Origin of the sequence: Brevibacterium renqingii, assembly GCF_017808105.1 — a bacterium.
Classification (GTDB): domain Bacteria; phylum Actinomycetota; class Actinomycetes; order Actinomycetales; family Brevibacteriaceae; genus Brevibacterium; species Brevibacterium renqingii.
In genome coordinates, this window is the sequence record NZ_JADBHF010000001.1 from 206395 (window position 1) to 223979 (window position 17585).

The 17585-nt window shown below is 67.6% G+C and carries 16 protein-coding genes; 8 read left to right on the forward strand and 8 right to left on the reverse strand.

Going from position 1 to position 17585, the window contains the following annotated elements:
* Positions 1-51: 51 nt before the first annotated feature.
* Positions 52-729 carry a GntR family transcriptional regulator gene (locus IHE57_RS00870; RefSeq protein WP_209370145.1) on the forward strand — a complete coding sequence of 226 codons (678 nt, stop codon included), beginning with the start codon at positions 52-54 and terminating at the stop codon, positions 727-729.
* A gap of 157 nt (positions 730-886) precedes the next feature.
* Here the strand turns inward: IHE57_RS00870 and IHE57_RS00875 are convergent, their stop codons facing one another.
* Both IHE57_RS00875 and IHE57_RS00880 read right to left on the reverse strand, forming a co-directional pair.
* A complete protein-coding gene (locus tag IHE57_RS00875) occupies positions 887-2347 on the reverse strand; it encodes an MFS transporter (RefSeq protein ID WP_209370565.1) in 1461 nt (486 codons plus the stop codon).
* A gap of 366 nt (positions 2348-2713) precedes the next feature.
* Entirely contained in the window at positions 2714-4273 is a 1560-nt protein-coding gene (locus IHE57_RS00880; RefSeq protein WP_209370146.1) for an aminotransferase class I/II-fold pyridoxal phosphate-dependent enzyme, read from the reverse strand.
* Between the two features lie 91 nt (positions 4274-4364).
* Between IHE57_RS00880 and IHE57_RS00885 the strand changes: the two genes are divergently transcribed.
* Complete coding sequence (locus IHE57_RS00885) at positions 4365-5366, forward strand: LysR family transcriptional regulator (protein ID WP_209324377.1); 1002 nt, start codon at positions 4365-4367, stop codon at positions 5364-5366.
* 103 nt (positions 5367-5469) lie between these two features.
* On the opposite strand, the gene IHE57_RS00890 is transcribed toward IHE57_RS00885, so the two are convergent.
* The 6 genes from IHE57_RS00890 to IHE57_RS00915 form a co-directional block, all read right to left on the reverse strand.
* Positions 5470-6855, reverse strand: a complete 1386-nt coding sequence (locus IHE57_RS00890) for a tripartite tricarboxylate transporter permease (protein WP_366933814.1) — start codon at positions 6853-6855, stop codon at positions 5470-5472.
* Positions 6852-7274: a hypothetical protein gene (locus tag IHE57_RS00895; RefSeq protein WP_209324376.1), complete on the reverse strand. Its 423-nt coding sequence runs from the start codon at positions 7272-7274 to the stop codon at positions 6852-6854. The genes IHE57_RS00890 and IHE57_RS00895 overlap by 4 nt, the downstream gene beginning before the upstream one ends.
* 120 nt (positions 7275-7394) lie before the next feature.
* Positions 7395-8348 (reverse strand): hydroxymethylglutaryl-CoA lyase, encoded by a 954-nt coding sequence (locus IHE57_RS00900; RefSeq protein ID WP_209370147.1) that lies wholly within the window; start codon positions 8346-8348, stop codon positions 7395-7397.
* Complete coding sequence (locus IHE57_RS00905; protein WP_366933815.1) at positions 8345-9658, reverse strand: hydroxymethylglutaryl-CoA reductase, degradative; 1314 nt, start codon at positions 9656-9658, stop codon at positions 8345-8347. The genes IHE57_RS00900 and IHE57_RS00905 overlap by 4 nt, the downstream gene beginning before the upstream one ends.
* Positions 9659-9814: 156 nt before the next feature.
* A complete protein-coding gene (locus IHE57_RS00910; RefSeq protein ID WP_209370149.1) occupies positions 9815-11713 on the reverse strand; it encodes a helix-turn-helix domain-containing protein in 1899 nt (632 codons plus the stop codon).
* Positions 11714-11747: 34 nt separating this feature from the next.
* On the reverse strand, positions 11748-13022 hold the full coding sequence (locus IHE57_RS00915; RefSeq protein ID WP_209324372.1) for a pyridoxal phosphate-dependent aminotransferase: 1275 nt from the start codon (positions 13020-13022) through the stop codon (positions 11748-11750).
* Between the two features lie 323 nt (positions 13023-13345).
* Here IHE57_RS00915 and IHE57_RS00920 point away from each other — a divergent pair, with 323 nt between their 5' ends.
* The 6 genes from IHE57_RS00920 to IHE57_RS00945 all read left to right on the forward strand — a co-directional run bounded on the left by IHE57_RS00920 (position 13346) and on the right by IHE57_RS00945 (position 17542).
* Positions 13346-13591 (forward strand): hypothetical protein, encoded by a 246-nt coding sequence (locus tag IHE57_RS00920; RefSeq protein WP_209324371.1) that lies wholly within the window; start codon positions 13346-13348, stop codon positions 13589-13591.
* 52 nt (positions 13592-13643) lie between these two features.
* Positions 13644-14288, forward strand: a complete 645-nt coding sequence (locus tag IHE57_RS00925) for a TetR/AcrR family transcriptional regulator (RefSeq protein ID WP_209370151.1) — start codon at positions 13644-13646, stop codon at positions 14286-14288.
* Positions 14289-14350: 62 nt separating this feature from the next.
* Complete coding sequence (locus IHE57_RS00930; RefSeq protein ID WP_209370153.1) at positions 14351-15133, forward strand: ABC transporter ATP-binding protein; 783 nt, start codon at positions 14351-14353, stop codon at positions 15131-15133.
* Positions 15130-15864 carry an ABC transporter permease gene (locus IHE57_RS00935; protein WP_209370155.1) on the forward strand — a complete coding sequence of 245 codons (735 nt, stop codon included), beginning with the start codon at positions 15130-15132 and terminating at the stop codon, positions 15862-15864. Before IHE57_RS00930 ends, IHE57_RS00935 begins: the two co-directional genes overlap by 4 nt.
* A 176-nt stretch (positions 15865-16040) precedes the next feature.
* The gene (locus IHE57_RS00940) at positions 16041-16691 is read left to right on the forward strand and encodes a nucleotidyltransferase family protein (protein WP_209370157.1); all 651 of its coding nucleotides are present in this window, start codon (positions 16041-16043) and stop codon (positions 16689-16691) included.
* Positions 16688-17542, forward strand: a complete 855-nt coding sequence (locus tag IHE57_RS00945) for an SDR family oxidoreductase (protein ID WP_209370159.1) — start codon at positions 16688-16690, stop codon at positions 17540-17542. The genes IHE57_RS00940 and IHE57_RS00945 overlap by 4 nt, the downstream gene beginning before the upstream one ends.
* Positions 17543-17585: the final 43 nt, after the last annotated feature.

Genomic DNA, 17585 nt, shown 5'->3' on the forward strand with positions numbered 1-17585 from the left:
AGAACTCTGGGCCGAGGAGCGCGCAGATTTCCGTGCCGAGGAGGAGGCGAGATGGAGCGAGCGAGGCCGCGGACCGAGTCGCTGCGGGAGCAGGCGCTGGCGATCATCCGCGACGCCATCACCGCTGGTGAGCTCGCCGAGGATCGGATCTATTCGGCCGCGGGTCTGGCCAAGCAGCTGGGCATGTCGCTCAGCCCGGTCCGTGAGGCGATGATGGCGCTGGTCACCGAAGGCACCGTCGAGGCGGTGCCGAATCGCGGCTTCCGGCTCGTGCCGGTCACCGAGGCCGATCTCGAGGAGATCATCCGCATCAGGGTGCTGCTGGCGGTGCCTGCCGTGCGCCGTCTCTGCGAGGCGGTCGTGACCGAGGAGAGCATCCTCGCAGTGGACGTCGGAGAGGCACTCGCCCGCCTGCGGGAGCACGCGGCGGAGACCGTTGCGGCCGCCGACGCAGGTGATGTGGCAGAGTTCTACACGCATGATCGCCGCTTCCACGAGGCCCTGCTCGAATACGGTCTCGGGGCTCGGGCCGCCGACATCAGCCTGCGACTGCGCGATCAGTCCCGACTGTTCAATGTGAAGGCGGAGATCGATCGCATCGCCGTCGACTCCGCCCGCGAGCTGCCGGTCATCGTCGACCTCATCGAAGCCGGACGCGCCGATGAGGTCGCTGAGCTCGTCACCGGCAACCTCTACTTCTTCCGTCGCGGAGAGGAAGCCGGGCACTGAAGCCGTCGGTGGGCCGCCTCAGTCCGTCGACCGTCACGTCCGCCGACCGTCTCAGTCCGTCGACCATCACAGGCCCGCCGACCGCCTCCGGTCCGCCGACCGTCCGCCGGTCGCCACCGAGGTGACCCGCCTCGACGGTGTCACCTCGGTGCCGAGCTCACCTGCTCGCTTCGTGGATGACCGGGATCGGCATCGTGTCGGGGTCGAGATCGGGATTCTCATCCTGACCGGCCACGAGCTCGACGGCCTCCTCCCGCGTCTCCACCGTCGGGAAGGACCCGAGAAGAGGACGACGAGCCGATTCCTTGATGAAGCACACGGCGACGAAGGCGATCACGGAGAAGAACATGATGTAGAACGCCGGCATGTACGAGTTGCCCGTGAGGTCGATGAGCGCCTGCGCGAACAGCGGAGTGGTGCCGCCGAACAGGGAGACGCCGAGGTTGAACGTCAGACCCATCGCACCGTAGCGCGAGGCAGTCGGGAACAGGGCCGGCAGCGTCGAGGCGAGGCAGGCGATGTAGAAGCCGGCCGGGATTGCGACCATGAAGAGCGCGATCGTCACGGCGGTCATCGTGCCGATCTGCATGACCGCGAAGGCCGGGACGATGAGCACGATCGTGGCGCCGGCGGCGACCATGAAGACGAACTTGCGTCCCAGCTTGTCCGAGAGCTTGCCGATGAGCGGCAGGCAGGCCGACATGATCACGAGCACCGGGATGGTGACGACGGCGGCCTGGACGCTCGAGACCTTGACGGTCTCCTCGAGGTAGGTCGGCATGAAGCTCGTGAGCGCGTAGCCCACCGTCTGCGAGCCCGCGACGATCGCGATCCCGAGGAGGATCTCCTTCCAGAAGTGACGGACCACGCCGAGGAGGCCGTGACGGGCGTACTGATCGTCCTTGTCCTTCGTGATGAGACCCGCGTCCTCGTTCGCTTCGAAGCTCGGGGTCTCGGGGATCTTCATGCGGAACCAGATCGCGACCGCGCCGAGCGGGATGGCGACGAGGAACGGAATCCTCCAGCCGCCGTCGACCATCGCGTTCTCGCCCGCGATGCCGGTGCTGATCACGGTGGTGATGGCCACGGTGCCGGCACCGGCGGCGAAGCCGAGGTAGGAGCCGACATCGAGCCATGAGGCCCAGTATCCGCGGGACTTGTCGGGCGCGAACTCCGATACGTAGGTAGTGGCTCCGGCATACTCGCCGCCGGTCGAGAAGCCCTGGATCATCTTGAGCAGGTAGAGGGGCACGATGACCCACAGCCCGACCTGCGCTGCGGTCGGCAGCACACCGATGAGGGCGGTCGCCGTGGCCATCGTGGCCATCGTGAAGAAGAGGACCTTCTGGCGGCCGATCTTGTCACCGAGGGGCCCGAGCACCATTCCGCCGAGCGGACGCACGAGGAAGGAGACCGCGAAGCCGAGCAGCGTCACGAGCAGGCCCATCTGCTTGTCCATGCCTTCGGTGAAGACGGACGTCATCGTCACGGCGAGATAGCCGTAGACACCGAAATCGAACCACTCCATGAAGTTGCCGACGGTGGTCCCCCCGATCGCGGTGCGAATCGACTTGGGTTCGACGAGGATGCAGTGCTCTTCCTTGAGGCGCTTCTTCATCGCCTTCCGCATTCTGCGAGCGGGTCTCTTGCCCTCCGCGGCGGAATCAGCATGTTCGGTTGTCATGAGTGGGTCCTCATTTCGACATATTCATGGCCGCCGAGGGGGCTCGGCGACGAGGCGTTCGGTTTCGAACAACGCGAATCATCCTTACGTGATCGCTGAAGCATGTCAATAAGATTCGTGAGCCAGATCACAGAATCGAGTATGACAGACCCACGGACGTTCGGCGGGGGAGAAATGAGATTCCCAGGAACCGACGAGGCCGTCGTTCCCAGTGGGGACAACGGCCTGCGCGGATGATGGTGGAGTGGATTCTGCGTGGGCGAGCAGTGTGATCAGCGGTGGATCGGCATGGCAGCAGCCTCAGAATTTGGTTACTCGAAAGTATCCTAATTCGGGATCGCTGCTGCCGCGGACATGTCCCGAAGGGCTGGCGGCCACGGCCTGGAGGAAGGCGACGGTCTCCGCGGTGATCTCCTCGCCGGGAAGGACGTTCGGAATGCCGGGCGGGTAAGCGGCCAGCGAGCTCACGCTCACTCGGCCGACCGCCTCGGCGGCGGTGACGAGTTCGGATTCGGCGAAGTAGGCCGCACGAGGCGTCATCGCCAATCGGCCCGCGGTGGGCAGCGGCGGGAGTCCGCCGGCGGCGTTCGCAGGCTGAGCGGCTTCGGCATCGGCGTGCGCAGCGGTTTCGAGGCGGAGGGTCTCCAAGGCGTCGATGAGCCTCTCGATGTCCGGGGACTTGCCGATCCCGATGAGGGCGACGAGCGTGGTGGCCGTCGACATCTCGGGGAAGATGTCGAATTCCTCGGCCAGACGCTTGCGCACCGTGTGGCCGTCGAGGCCCGTGGCGGTGATGTCGATGGGCAGGCGGAACGGGTCGATGTCGACGACATCGGCGTGGCCGAGGAACTCGCCGGACAGCAGGTGGTAGCGCTCGGTCGCCTCGAGCTGGGCTCGCACGTGGCGGATGTTCTCCAGTGACTGCGTGACCGCCTCGCCGGAGGTCATGAGTTCGCGTCGGGCGACGTCGATCGAGGCCAGCAGGTGAGCGTTCTCGCTGGTCGAGGCCGTCATCATGAAGGCCTGGGCGAGTGCCGGCTCGAGCCGATCGGCGAGTTCGGTGTCGCCTAAGTGGAGCAGCGCGGACTGGGTGAGCGAGCCCGCGAGCTTGTGCGTGCTCATGATGACGATATCGGCTCCCTGCGTCACCGGGGATGCGGGCAGGTCGGGGTGGAAGCCGAAGTGGGCGCCCCAGGCGGCGTCGACGATCAGCGCCGCACCGGCGGCATGGGCCACCTCGGCGAGGGCCGCGACATCTGCCACGGCGCCGAAGTAGCTCGGGGTCACGAGGTAGACGGCGGTGACGGGCTCCGGATGGCTCCGAATGGCCTGTCGCAGCGCATCGGGGGTGACGCCGTGGGCGATTCCGTTGACCTCGTCGACGTTCGGGAAGACGAAGCCGGGGTTGAGTCCGGCCAGCACGATGCCGTCGATGAAGCTCGAATGGGCGCTGCGCTGGGCCACGACGCCGGTGCCGAGGGCGCCGATGGCCAGGGCCGCCATGCGATTGCCCTGCGAAGAGCCGTTGGTGAGGAACCAGGTGCGCCGGGCGCCCCAGGCCTCGGCGGCCAGATGGAGGGCTTCGTCTTTCGGGGTGTGTGAGCCGAGGTCGATGCCGTCGAAGAGCGGGGGGATGTCCAGGGAAAGGGTGTGCTCGCCGAAGTATTCGGCCTGACCTGCGGAGATGCCTTCGCTCGTGCCTCCGTGTCCGGGGGTGGACAGGAACAGGGAGTCGCGGTGGGCCGCGTGCGCCAGCGCCTCGGCATAGGGCGCGCGGGTCTGCGCCTCAGTGGGATGCGTCGAGGGTCCTGCGGGGGAGTGCGGGGCCGGGGTCATGGGGGAGTCCTGGTGCACGGTCATATTCCCAGGCTAGGGAGAAGAGCAGGGCGAGGAGAATACCAAGTTTCCTCGATTGCTCTATAGTCAGTATTGAACTGGAGAGGGGAGAGCAATGGAACCTCTGGATACTCGCGGACTCACCGCTCTGCGTGCCGTCGCAGAGGCCGGATCCGTGGCCGGGGCGGCCGCGAAGCTGCAGTGGAGCCAGCCGACCGTCAACCATCACCTGCGCAGCCTCGAACGCGCGCTCGGTGCCACACTCCTCGACCGCACTCCGCGCGGTTCGCATCCGACGACCGTGGGCAGCCTCGTGGTCTCGCGAGCCGGCGAGATCCTCGGGCTGTGCGACCGCCTCGGCGCGGAGGTGGCGCTGTGGCGCGAGTCCCAGGCGGTGCCGGTCAGGATCGGCGCGGTGCCCACGGTCGGCGCCCGCGTCATTCCGCGCCTGCACGACCAGCTGCAGCACCGTCCCCGTTGGCTCACCCGCGACGAGGCGGTCGCAGGTGAGCGGACCGAGATGCTCACCGCGGCCCTCGACGTGACGATGGACGAGCATGCGAAGCTCGTCTCCCGGCTCGAGTCCGGCCACCTCGACCTCGCGCTGCTCGTGTCGACCGATATCGACAGGACCTGGATCCCGACCACGCTGAGCTCGGCGCACCTGTACTCCGAACGGCTGTTCCTGTGCGTGCCGAAGTCCATCGGACCGATCGCCGTCGATGACCACGGCCTGCCCGACCTCACCGTGCTCGTGTCCCAGACCTGGGCTTTCAGCATCGATCCCGGCGACGCCATCGACGAAGTGGTCCGGTCCTTCTGCCTCGCTGCCGGCTTCGAGCCGCGAGTGGGGATGCGGATGGACGACTACGCGGCCATCAACCGGATGATCTCGGCCGGTCTGGCGGTCGCGATGATCCCCGAGTCCTCCCTGTCGGCCGATCCGGACATCGAGGTCATCCCGATGCCCCTGAGCGCCTGCCGCCGGGACGTGCTGCTCGTCTCGCGGTCCAAGCAGAAGGGGAGGACCCGGCACGATCCGATCGCCGATGCCCACGATTCCGCCATCGCCGAGGTGGTCGCTGACGTCCGCACGGTCACCCGGAGATGGCGGTGAGCCGGTGAAAGCCGCGTCTGTGGTCACTCCGCCGAGGCGAAACAGCCGAAACGGGCGCGTGGCCTCGGCGGAGTGACCACAAACGGAGGTCGAGCGCCGCGGCTCAGAGGGCCAGCAGTGCGGGCACGGTGAGCACTGCGACGTAGTAGCCCATGAATTGGACGCCGGCGTGCATGCCGATCATCCGGTTGAACAGACCGCCGACGAGGCCGACGGTGATGGTCACGCCCAGGGCCAGCAGCCCGCCCTCGTAGAGGCAGATGACGCAGATGAGGGCCGCGAATCCGGTGATGATCGCCTCATGGGAGACCGATCGCATGACCCACGTCGCGGCCCGGTGGGCGTTGGTCATCACGAACGGATAGGCGATCGCGATGGCGATGACGGCCGCGATGACGGAGAAGAGCGCGAACTGACCGGTCGAGAGGAGATCGTGCAGATTGCTGCTCGTCCCAGATTCCGTATCGAGCGTGTAGACCGGCGGAGCGTTGAACAGCGGTGCGGCCGGACCTGCTGCCATCGGGGACAGCGGCAGGCCGATCGCGATGAGGGGGATCAGGGTCTCCGCGATATAGGTCGACTCCGTGGTGCCGTTGCGCACGGTGATGACCGTCGTCAGACGGTGGTAGCCGTTCTTGATCCGGCTTCCGGCGATCTCGCCCATGAGCACGGCCATGGCCACGGGGGAGAAGACGAAGGTCGCGCTCGTGATGGCCGCCGAGCCGCTGGTGTAGGCCAGCTGCTTGCCGTCCAGGGCCTTGAAGGGGTTCGGCAGCCGTCCGCCGCCGGCTGGTCGCACATCCGGTGCGAGGGCGAACTCCCGCTTGCCCGACTGTGCCATTGCTCGCCGGCCGACCGGGGACAGGGCGGCGAAGAGGTCGAAGATGAGCGGGCCGGTGGCGATGCCGAGGAAGAAGGAGGTCGTGAAGGTGGCCTCCTTCTGCTCCATGATGAAGGCCTGGAGGCCGACGATGAGCAGCACGAAGGGGATGAGGGCGGCGACCGCGGCGAGCCTGCCCTTCGAGGTGTAGGCGACGAGGACGGCGGCGGCGATGAAGATCCAGGGAGCGGCCGCGCCGATGGCCTCGGCGAAGGGGGTGAGCACGAGGGCGAAGAGGATCGACAGCGGGATCGCGATGACGACGGAGACCACCCCGCCGGAGATCGCTTTCTGCAGCGCGATGTGGGGAATGCCCAGGGAGCGCAGCAGCTGCGCCTCGCGCAGCATCGGCACCGCCGTGGTGTCCCCGGGGATGCCGAGCAGCGTGGTGGGCACGGCGTGGGAGATGTGCTTGGAGATGATCGCGGCGAGGAAGAAGGCGATGACTCCGGCCGGAGGGACGCCGATGAGGATGACCAGCAGCGCCAGGGGTGCGACGATCGCCGTCTCATCGGTGCCGGAGATCAGGCCGATGCCGGTGAAGAGCACCGCGGCCAGCAGCGCCATCCCGACCGCCCAGAGGATGGGTTCGAGGAGCTCTGCGCTCACTGCCGGCCGTCCTTCCCACGCTGATGCGCCTCATAGTTGTCGACGAGGGCCTCGAACAGGCCGAGAGCGCGGATCTCCGCCTGCGCCCGGGGGCCCAGCTCGCGCGGATCGCCGAGCTCTCCGTACTCCTCGACGATCTCGTCGATGACCTCCTGGCGGCTGCGCGTATCGGCGGCGGAGGTCGTGATCACACGTTTGGGTTTGAAGAGGACGCCTGCGATGACGGCGCCGAGGACGCAGCCGACGATGCCGATGAGCAGAGCGTAGGAATGGGACAGCGCCTCGTCGCCGCCGGAGGCGCTGAAGAGATGATCGGAGATGAGGAACGCCGGGACGGCGATTCCGACGCCGATGGCGATCCCGCCGGTCAGGTGCTTGGGATCGACGGTGTCGTTCCACACTTCGAGGAGTTGCGGCATCGTTGCCTGCCTTCTTATGGGTCGCGGGCGGTCAGGGACGGTTCGGTGCGGCCGGCTGCCGTCAGCTGCAGGCTGCAGGCTGCAGCTGACGGCTGTCAGCCGGCGGCGGGCAGCAGGCTGTCAGCGGCGGGCAGCAGGCTGCCGGCCGAGGACGGCGGCGGGGGTCGCCGATGAGAGCTCTCGGCCGAGCTGCTCGCTCAGCCACCGGCTCGTCGCGGCCACCGCGTCGATGTCGACCCCTGTGGAGATTCCCAGACCGTCGAGCATCCACAGGAGGTCTTCGGTGGCCAGGTTACCGGTCGCACTGCCGGCGAACGGACATCCTCCGACCCCGCCCGCAGAGGAGTCGAACTGCCGCACTCCGAGCTGGAGCGCGGCGTAGACATTCGCCAGCGCCTGGCCGAACGTGTTGTGGGTGTGCAGGGCGATCGCCTCGATCGGGACCCCGGCGCGGATCGATGTCTCCAGAACGAGGCTGACATGTCCGGGAGTGGCGGTGCCGATGGTGTCGCCCAGCGAGACGCTCGTGCAGCCGGCATCGAGGAGGTCGCGAGCGGCGGCTGCGACACGTTCCGGTTCGACCGCACCTTCCCAGGGGTCGCCGAAGACCATCGACAGATAGCCGCGCACACGCAGGCCCGCTGCCGCGGCCGTCCGTGCGGTCTCGAGGCCGCGCTCGGTGGTCTCGCTCAGGCAGCCGCCGAGGTTGGCCTGCGAGAACGATTCCGTGACGCTGATGAATACGGAGACATCGACCGCGCCCGCGGCCACGGCGTCCTTCAGCCCCCGCTGGTTGGGGACGAGGACGGGGTAGGCGGCCTCGGCGCCGAGGTCGAGCCCGGCGAGGACGGATCTCGTATCGGCCATCTGGGGGACCGCTCGAGTCGACACGAAGCTGCCGGCCTCGATGCAGGTCAGCCCCGCCTCGGCGAGGCGGCGGATGAGTTCGAGGCGCACGGGCACCGGAAGCGTGCGCGATTCGGCCTGCAGTCCGTCGCGGGCGCTGACCTCGCAGATGCTGACGCGGGAGGGCAGGTCCGGCTGCGGGACCCGCTGCGGCAGGACGGCGGTCACCGGGCACCGCCGGAGCGGAGTTCGGTGAGCAGCGCTTGGACGCGGTCGAATCGGAAGGTCTTCTCCTCGATCAGCCGGGCGACGATGATCGCACTTTCGTCTGCGGTGGCTCCGGCCGAGGCGGCGAGGTTCTTCGCGTGCAGGGACATGTGCCCGCGCTGCACGCCCTCGGTGGCCAGCACCCGCAGGGCCGCGAGGTTCTGGGCCAGGCCGGTGGCGACGATGATCTCGGCGAGCTCCTGCGCGGTGGAGACCTCGGCGATCTGCAGGGCCGCGCGTGCGGCGGGGTGGACCTTCGTGGCCCCGCCGACGAGGCCGACCGGCATCGGCATCTCGAGGGTGCCGACGAGGTCGCCGGCGGCGTTCTTCTCGAACCTCGACAGGCAGGTGTAGCGTCCGTCGACCACAGCGTGGGAATGAGCGCCGGCCTCGACGGCGCGGGTGTCGTTGCCGGTGGCCAGGACGACGGCCGAGACCCCGTTCATGATGCCCTTGTTGTGAGTGGCCGCGCGGTAGGGGTCGGCGGCGGCGAGTTCGAAGGCGCGGAGGATGTTGTCGATGACCTCCTCACCGCCGAGCAGCTCGCGGTCGAAGACCGCCCGGGCCCGTGCGAGACGACGGTCGGCCTTGTTCGTCAGTATCCGCAGAAGCGCCTCTCCCTCGGCGATGCCGGCCACGGTGCCGGACACGGCCTCGGCCATCGTGTTCACTGCGTTCGCTCCCATCGCATCGCGGACGTCGACGAGGAGGTGGACGAGTAAGTAGGTCTCCGATCGGGCCTCGACGAGGCGGACCTCCAGTCCTGTGACACCGCCGCCGACCTCGACGAGCTTGGGGTCCTGCGCGTTGGCGAGGTCGATGATCTCGGCCTGTCGTTCGAGGATCCGGGTGCGTGCGGCATGGGGGTCGGCGACGTTGATCAGCTGGATCTGGGCCTGCATGACCGGGCGGGTCGAGCTGGTGGAGAAACCGCCCTGCGGGCGCGCCATCCGGGCGGCATTGCTCGCGGCGGCGATGACCGAGGCCTCTTCGGTCGCCATGGGCACGAGCACATCGGTGCCGTTGATCGTGAAGTTCGTGGCTGTGCCGAGGGGAAGGGAGAACACTCCGATGACGTTCTCGCTGAGGTCGGCGGCCGCTTCCGGGGCGAAGGCGGTGGCATCCATCTGCGCGAAGGACTCGGCCTCGAGCTCGGTCGCATCCGCTATGGCCGCTCTGCGTTCGTCGACCGTCATGTTCCGGAAGCCGGCGATGCGGCTGTTCTCTGCCATCGTGTGTCTCCACTCGGTTCGTCGTCGACCGACAGCCACCGTCGATCGGGGATCCTTCGCGAGAGATCAGTCAACCATGGAGATATCGACTCCACCATGTCCGTTCGGGACATGATAGGCGCGAAATCATGGCTGTTTCGGCCAAACGACCACGGTGGCAGTTCCGACGAGAGGGCCACAGAGTCTGGCAGAGGATCAGGAAGACTGCTTCAGCCGGTCCAGGCGAAGCGCGACCTGAAGCCGAAAGGCGTGTTCCGGGGCTCTCCATCCGTCGCCGAGGACGCGGTCGGCTCTTTCCAGCCGCTGTTTGACGGTGTTGACGTGCACAGTCATGCGGTCCGCCGTGCCTCGGATGCTCGCACCGGAGTCGAAGTACTCCCGCAGCGTGGCCAGGAGTTCGGCGGAGTGCTGATGATCCCACTCACGCAGGGGGCCGAGCATGCGGTCCATGAACCTCTCCACCTGTTCCGGAGCGGTGCCGAACATCGCGGTGTAGGGGGCGAAGTCCTCGGCCGGGTGGAATCCCTCGTCGACGCCGAGGGAGTTGAGGATGCGGATGCACGACCACATCTCGTCCTCGACGCGGCGCAGCTGGGCCCGCTCGCAGTCGGTGCCGGAGATGACCGCCAGGGCACCGGCGAGGGCGTCTGACTCGGCGAACAGTGCGTCCAGAGTCGGCCTTTCGCGCAGCACCGAGCTCGGGATGAGGACGGTGAGCCCGGGTGAGCGCTGAGTCAGCAGAATCCGCGGTTCGATGCGGGCCAGACGTGGCCCGATGCTGTCATCGATGTCGGCACCGCCCTGAATCGTCATCAGCCGCCAGGGGCCGAGGAGGCTGAAGCCGCCGGCCCGAGAGCGAGCCTCGAGCTCATCCAGGTCGCGGGTGCCGGCGATGATGTCGACAGCGAGTTCCCCGCGGACACGGTTCTCCGCATCGGCGCGGGCCTGTTCGTTCATGCGGATGAGAGCGAGGGATTGCGCCGCCTGGGCCACGATGTTCGCGTCCCCGTTCGCCGGTTCGCCATGGAAGCGGACGAACAGTCCGCTGTGCTGACGGCGGTGGGAGGCCACCGAGGCGACGAGCAGGTTCCCCGCATCGGCGACCTGCGCGCTCCGCCCGGTCTCTCGGCTGCGACTCAGTGCCGAGACGATATCGGCCCGGTCGACCGTGAGGCCGGTGAAGAAGCGCTCCTCGACGGGAAAGCCGGGGGAGCCGAGGCGCTCGCTGTCGACGACGAGCACCTCGGCGTCGAGCATCTGCGAGATGGTGTCCTTGACCGCCGGGACGCCCTGGCCCTGCAGGACGAGCTGGGTCAGGTGCTCTTCGACCTCGACGAGCCGCTGGAGCGTGCTCGCCTGAGCGGCGGCCGATTCCTCGGCGTCCGCGGACGCCCGGGCAGCCTCGGCGAGCTCTCCCATCAGCCGTGCCGTCTTGAGCACGACGGAGGCATGGTCGGCCAGTGCCGAGAGCAGAGTGATCTCGTCGGTCGTGAAGTCATGCGCATAGCGGTTGGCGGCGAAGAGGGCGCCGAGGACCTCACCGTCGACGACCATCGGGACACCGAGGAGGGACTCCATGCGCTCGGCTCTGACGGCCGAGTCGACCCGACGTTCGTGCGGCAGAGACGTCAGATCGTAGTTCGAGGTCCAGTGTGCGGCGCGGTCGCGCACCACCTGACCGGCCAGGCCGATGCCGGGCGGGACCCGCAGCTTCTTGAGGGTGCTCGAGATCGCGCCCTGACTGGCCTGGACCCGCAGATCATCGGTGTCCGGATAGTACTGGGAGAGATAGGCGATATCGCATCCGATGAGCGCGCGGGCGCGATCGACGAGCTTCTGCAGCAGCTTCTTCGTGTCCCGCACGCGGATGAGCTCGGAGGCGCTTTCGAGCAGCGCGGAGCGCTCACGGTCCTTCTGCTTCCACCGGGCCATCGTCGCCTGGAGGTCGACGAAGGAGTCGACGAGGTCCGGATGCGCGCCGAGGCGGTGCGTCAGGCCCGCGCGGTCGAGGTCGATTCCGCGGGAAAGCGCGCCGACGATCTCGGTCACGGCGGCCTCCGGCACACCCTTCACTCCACTGTCGACCTCTGCCATGGCTCCAGTGTCTCAGGGACCGGGCGGGGCCGGCTCACCCGGCCGCACCTCGCGCTTCCTCCTCGCGCACGATGGGAAGCTCGCAGGTGGATTTCGCGACCTGCCTGTAACCGGAGAGGAACGTGTCGAGCCTCTCGATCGCTTCGGTCAGCACCTCGACCGAGGGCAGGGTGACGAGGCGGAAGTGATCGGGGTTGGGCCAGTTGAAGGCCGTGCCGTGGGAGATGAGGATCTTCTGCTCGCGCAGCAGATCGAGGGCGAACTGCTCGTCGTCGGTGATGCCGAACCTCTCGACGTCGAGCTTCGCGAACATGTACAGGGCGCCGTCGGCGCGGTGGGCCGAGACCCCGTCGATCGAGTTGAGTCCCTCATGTGCGACCTGCATCTGTGCGCCGAGGCGGCCGGTCGGCAGGACGAGGTCCTCGATCGACTGCTTCCCGCCCAGGGCCGCCTGGATCGCGTGCTGAGCCGGGACGTTCGAGCACATGCGCATGTTCGCGAGCAGCTTGATCCCCTCGAGGTAGCTGTGCGCCTCGGGCAGGGGCCCGGTGATCGCGAGCCAGCCGGAGCGGTAGCCGGCGATGCGGTAGGCCTTCGACAGGCCCGAGAAGGTCAGGCACAGCACGTCGTCGCCGGTCAGGGTCGCCATGTTGACCAGCTCGACGCCGTTGTAGGTGATCTTCTCGTAGATCTCGTCGGCGAAGACGATGAGGCCGTGGCGACGGGCGATGTCGGCGATCGCCTGCAGCGTCTCCTTCGAGTACACCGCGCCCGTGGGGTTGTTCGGGTTGATGACGACGATGCCGCGCGTGCGTTCGGTGATGCGCGATTCGAGGTCGTCCAGATCCGGCTGCCAGGCGTCCTCCTCGGCGCAGCGGTAGTGGACCGGGGTGCCGCCGGACAGCGCCACCGAGGCGGTCCACAGCGGATAGTCGGGCCCGGGCACGAGGATCTCGTCGCCCGGATTGCACAGGGCCTGCAGACTCAGGGTGATGAGTTCGCTGACGCCGTTTCCGAGGAAGACCTCCTCGGTGCCGAGATTGTGGATGCCCCGGGTCTCGTAGTACTGGACGACCGCGCGGCGGGCCGAGAGGATTCCGCGCGAATCCGAATAGCCCTGCGTCACCGGCAGATGCTGGACCATGTCCTGGACGATCGCCTCGGGCGCTTCGAAGCCGAACGGGGCGGGGTTGCCGATGTTGAGCTTGAGGATCGTGTGTCCGGCTGCTTCCATCGCCTGGGCCTCTTCGAGGACGGGGCCCCGGATGTCGTAGAGGACATTGGCCAACTTCGACGACTGCCTGAACATGTGAATCGTGGAACCTTTCTTCGCGACGTCTGCTGTCTCCACGCTAAGACCCTCGCCCAGGAGGCCGAGACCGGACAGAGGCGCGTTTTGCGAACCTTTGATCCCGGCGGCGGATCGTTGTGCATACCTTTCAGGGTCCGGGGCGCGCTCATCGCGACCGCCGGACGGGAATGGACAACGACTACAATGCACGTAAGTGTTCGTTGCCAGGAAGCGACCGAGGGCTTCGGACGGTGAGCACACGACCGATCTCCTCGGGCCGGCGTCCGGGCAGCCTCTCGGCGGAGCGCCGCTGTCACGAAGGGAGTGCAGGAATGGGTCGGATGGATGAGCTGCGCGACAAGGCGCAGAAGGTCAACGAGCGTCTCGACGAATTCGCGGCGAAGGCCAGCGGGCCCGATGTCGCCTACGGAGCCACGCCGGGCTATACGGCCGAGGACACCGAAGCCGACGCCAGGGAAGCCGCCGACAGCGAAGGCGTGACTCTCTACCGCAACGCCGACGGAACCCACGAGGCCGTGGACGAGTCGAACCTCCCCGATCCCGACGAGGCCGAGCCCGACAGCTGAGGAGTCCGAGCACAGCCGCCGCCTGTGCGGCCGCCCGACTAAGCTGAGGCGCATGGTCGAGTCAGCATCCGCTCCCCGTCGGCGGGGGCGTCCGCGCAAGGCGGGCAGCGGCGACGCCCGTGCGGCGATCGCCGAGGCCGCATCGGCCGAATTCGCACAGAAGGGGTATGACGCGGCTTCGATCCGCGCAATCGCCCGCCGCGCAGAGGTCGATGCCGCACTCGTGCACCATTACTTCGACTCCAAGGCGGGGCTGTTCGCCGAGGTGATCCGGTTGCCCGTGCGCCCCGATCGCATCGTCAGATCGGCCTTCGAGGTTCCCGACGAGCGCCTCGGCGAATCTCTCGTGCGCACAGTGCTCATGGCGTGGGAGCGCACGACGGTGAAGTCGATCGGGGTGACCGTTCTCCGGTCGGCGGTGAGCGATTCGGACGCCGGCCGTCTGATCCGGCAGTATCTGCTGCGCGAACTCAAGGGCGCGATCAGAGGACGGGTCGAGAGGACCGGTGTCGAGCGCGTCGAGGCGGATCTGCGGGCCACCCTCGTGCTCACCCAGATGGCCGGTGCGCTCATCATCCGTCATGTCCTCGAGCTCGAACCCCTCGTCTCGCTGTCGGTCGATGAGCTGACGGCGCGTCTGGCCCCCGCTGTGCAGGGCCATCTCGACGGAGTCAGCGCAGAAGCCGACGACCGTTAGGCATAGCATCCGCACCTCCGGAAGTCTTGACGGGGCCGGCACCCGGGTGTCTAATTCATCATATGATGAATAATGCGATCGTCGCCCGTGGTCTGAGGGTTCGCCGGGGTCGTTCCACCGTCATCGACGGGCTCGACCTCGAGGTGCCGCGGGGCGCGATCATCGGACTCCTGGGACCCAGCGGCAGCGGGAAGACCACGCTTATGCGCGCTGTCGTCGGAGTCCAGATCATCGCAGGCGGAAGTGTCATGGTCTTGGACCGCAAGGCCGGGTCGGCGCCTCTGCGCAGGCGGGTCGGGTACATGACGCAGGCGGCCAGCATCTACGAGGATCTCAGTGTGCGGGCCAATCTGCGTTACTTCGCGCGGGTCCAGGGTGCACCGCCGGCCGATGTCGATCGCGTCCTCGAACGCACCGACCTCGTCGGCCAGGCCGATCGGCTGGCGCGCACGCTGTCGGGTGGGCAGGCCAACCGGGTGTCGCTGGCCGCGGCGATGCTCGGATCGCCCGAGCTGCTCGTCCTCGACGAGCCCACCGTCGGCCTCGATCCCGTGTTGCGCGCCGACCTGTGGGAGATCTTCCGTCGGCTCGCCGACGACGGCACGACGCTGCTGGTGTCGAGCCATGTGATGGACGAGGCCACGCGCTGCGACCGGCTGCTGCTCATGCGCGAGGGCGCGATCATCGCCGACACGACCCCCGACGAGCTGCTGAGAAGCACGGGGACCGCCTCGGCCGAAGAGGCCTTCCTCCGGATCATCGAACGGGATTCGGCCGGCCCTGGAAGCCGCACGAGGACGAAACCTGCGAGGCATCTGCTCTCGCGGAGGGGAGGCAGGCGATGACCCCGATGCGAACGCTGGCCACCGCGGGTCGGGTGCTGCTTCAGATCCGCAGCGACCCGCGCACGATCGCCCTCCTGCTCGTAGTCCCGAGCCTGCTCATCGGGCTGGTGGCTTGGATCTTCGACGAGACCGATGTCTTCGCAAGCATCGGGCCGGCGATGCTCGCGCTCTTCCCGTTCATCGTCATGTTCCTCGTCACGAGCATCTCGACCCTGCGCGAACGCCGCAGCGGAACCCTCGAGAGGCTCCTGTCGATGCCTCTGGGACGCGGCGACTTCATCCTCGGCTACACCCTGGCCTTCGGTCTGCTGGCCATCGTGCAGACGGCCGTGGCCGTCGGCTATGCGACACTGGTGTGCGGCCTGACGATCGACGGGTCGCTGTGGCTGCTCTTCATCGTCGCGATCGCCGATGCCCTGCTGGGCACGGCCTTGGGCCTGCTGGCCAGCGCCTTCGCCCGCACCGAGTTCCAGGTCGTGCAGTTCATGCCGGTGTTCGTGTTCCCGCAGATCCTCCTCGGCGGGATCTTCCTCCCGCGCCCGCAGCTGCCGGACGTGCTCGAGGTCATCGGCGACTGGCTGCCGCTGTCCCATGCGATCGATGCACTGGACGCAGTCTCGACAGGGGATGAGGACGACGCCTTCATCTGGCTGCGCGTGCTCTTCATCGTGTGCTGGATCGTCGGCGCGGTCATCGTCGGTTCGCTCACCCTGCGGCGCCGGACGCCTTAGCCCTGGTTCTCGCTGAGCCGGTCGGAGGGAGGCAAAGACGCGAAATGTTGGCACCCCTCGTCTGCGGCGACCTCTGGAGGCTGCCATTCGTTACGATCAAATATGACGATCTGACCGCACCGTTTTTGTCGAGATGCGCAGTGGCGCATCGGCGACTGGGGTGCCAGTCTGGGCACATGGAGCAGGTGAATGAGGTGCCGAGTTTTCTTCTGCTGGCGGCCGGGATCGGAACTCGGATCGGCGGGCCGAAGGCCCTGTTGCGGCGCGCGGACGGCACGGCGCTGCTGACCGCGCAGGTCGAGAGGATGCTGACGGCAGCGGTCGTGCGTGGCCTCGACCCGGACGTCATCGTCGTGCTCGGCCCCGCATTGGCGCAGACGTCCCGTCTGGTGCCTCGTAGCGCGCGGGTCGTCGAGAACCCGGACCACCGTCAGGGTCTGAGCACCTCCTTGTGCGCGGGCCTGAGCGCGGTGCCGAATACGGCCGCTGGTGTCGTCATCTCACTGCTCGACCTACCCGACGTCCCGGCCGAGGCCCACGGACGCCTGCTCGATGCCACAGCCCCCGAAAGTATTGCCCGAGCGCACTGGAACTCGGTCCCTGGCCACCCCGTCGCCCTCGGTCGCAAACATATCGCCGAAGCGCTCGCCTCCGCAGTCGGGGATGAGGGGCTGCGGGCTATGCTGAAACGTCACTCGAGCAGCGGCGGCGTCAACGGCGTTGAGTGCGCGGACCTGCTCCCACCGGGCAATGATGGACTGGCCGACGTCGACACCCCGGAAGCCGCAGCCCAATTCGGATTGCACTTGGAAGGAACCCACTCATGACTCCGATCCCATCGAACAGAGCAGCCGAAGTGCGAAGGGTCGCCATCTTCTCCGGCACCGGGAAGACCGGTCGCGCAATCGAAGACGCAGTGAGTGCCGCGGGCCATGTACCGGTCCCTCTCGGACGGAAGGAGCTGAACGACCCAGTCGCCGCCCTGCGCGGTTGCCATGCCGCCTACCTCATGGCACCGAATCTGCACAGCGATGAACTCGGATTCGTCGAAATGCTCCTCGATGCCTCTCGCGTCGCAGACATCGAGCGCATCGTCTATCACTCGGTCGCCGCCCCCTACGCGCCTTTGATGCCGCACCACCTCGCGAAGGCCGAGTCTGAGGACCGGGTGCGCAGGAGTTCTCTGCCTTTCACGATTGTTCAGCCCTGTGCCTATGTCGACAATCTCGTGCCTGGGCTGCGTGGGGCGCCGCCGACCATCAAGGTCGCCTACAGTGCTGACGCTCCATTTGGGCTAATCGGCCTGCGTGACCTGGGCGAGGCTGCTGCCCGGCTGCTCACGACCGAGGACCACCTCGGCGCGACTCTCGAGCTCGGCGGACCGGAGCTCGTCAGCATCCGGGACGTCGCTCGGGCCGCTGGAGAGGTCCTCGGCGCGGAGGTGGGTCTCGAAGTGACCAATCCTGCGGACTGGGCCGCTGCCCAGGATGCCCGCGTCGATTCCGGCATCGACGCCCGTGAGCGCGCATGGCTGACGGCGATGTTCGACTACTACGACCGTTACGGACTGCCCTGCGGCAGCGCCGGGATCCCGGCGATCCTCGGGCGCGAGGCCCGCAGCCTCGATGAGGTGCTCGCCGACGAGCTGCAAATCAGCCTCGGCGAGAGCCGGTTGTGAACTCTCGCCAACAGACGCACTGGGGTTTGTCAGCTCTTGCCGG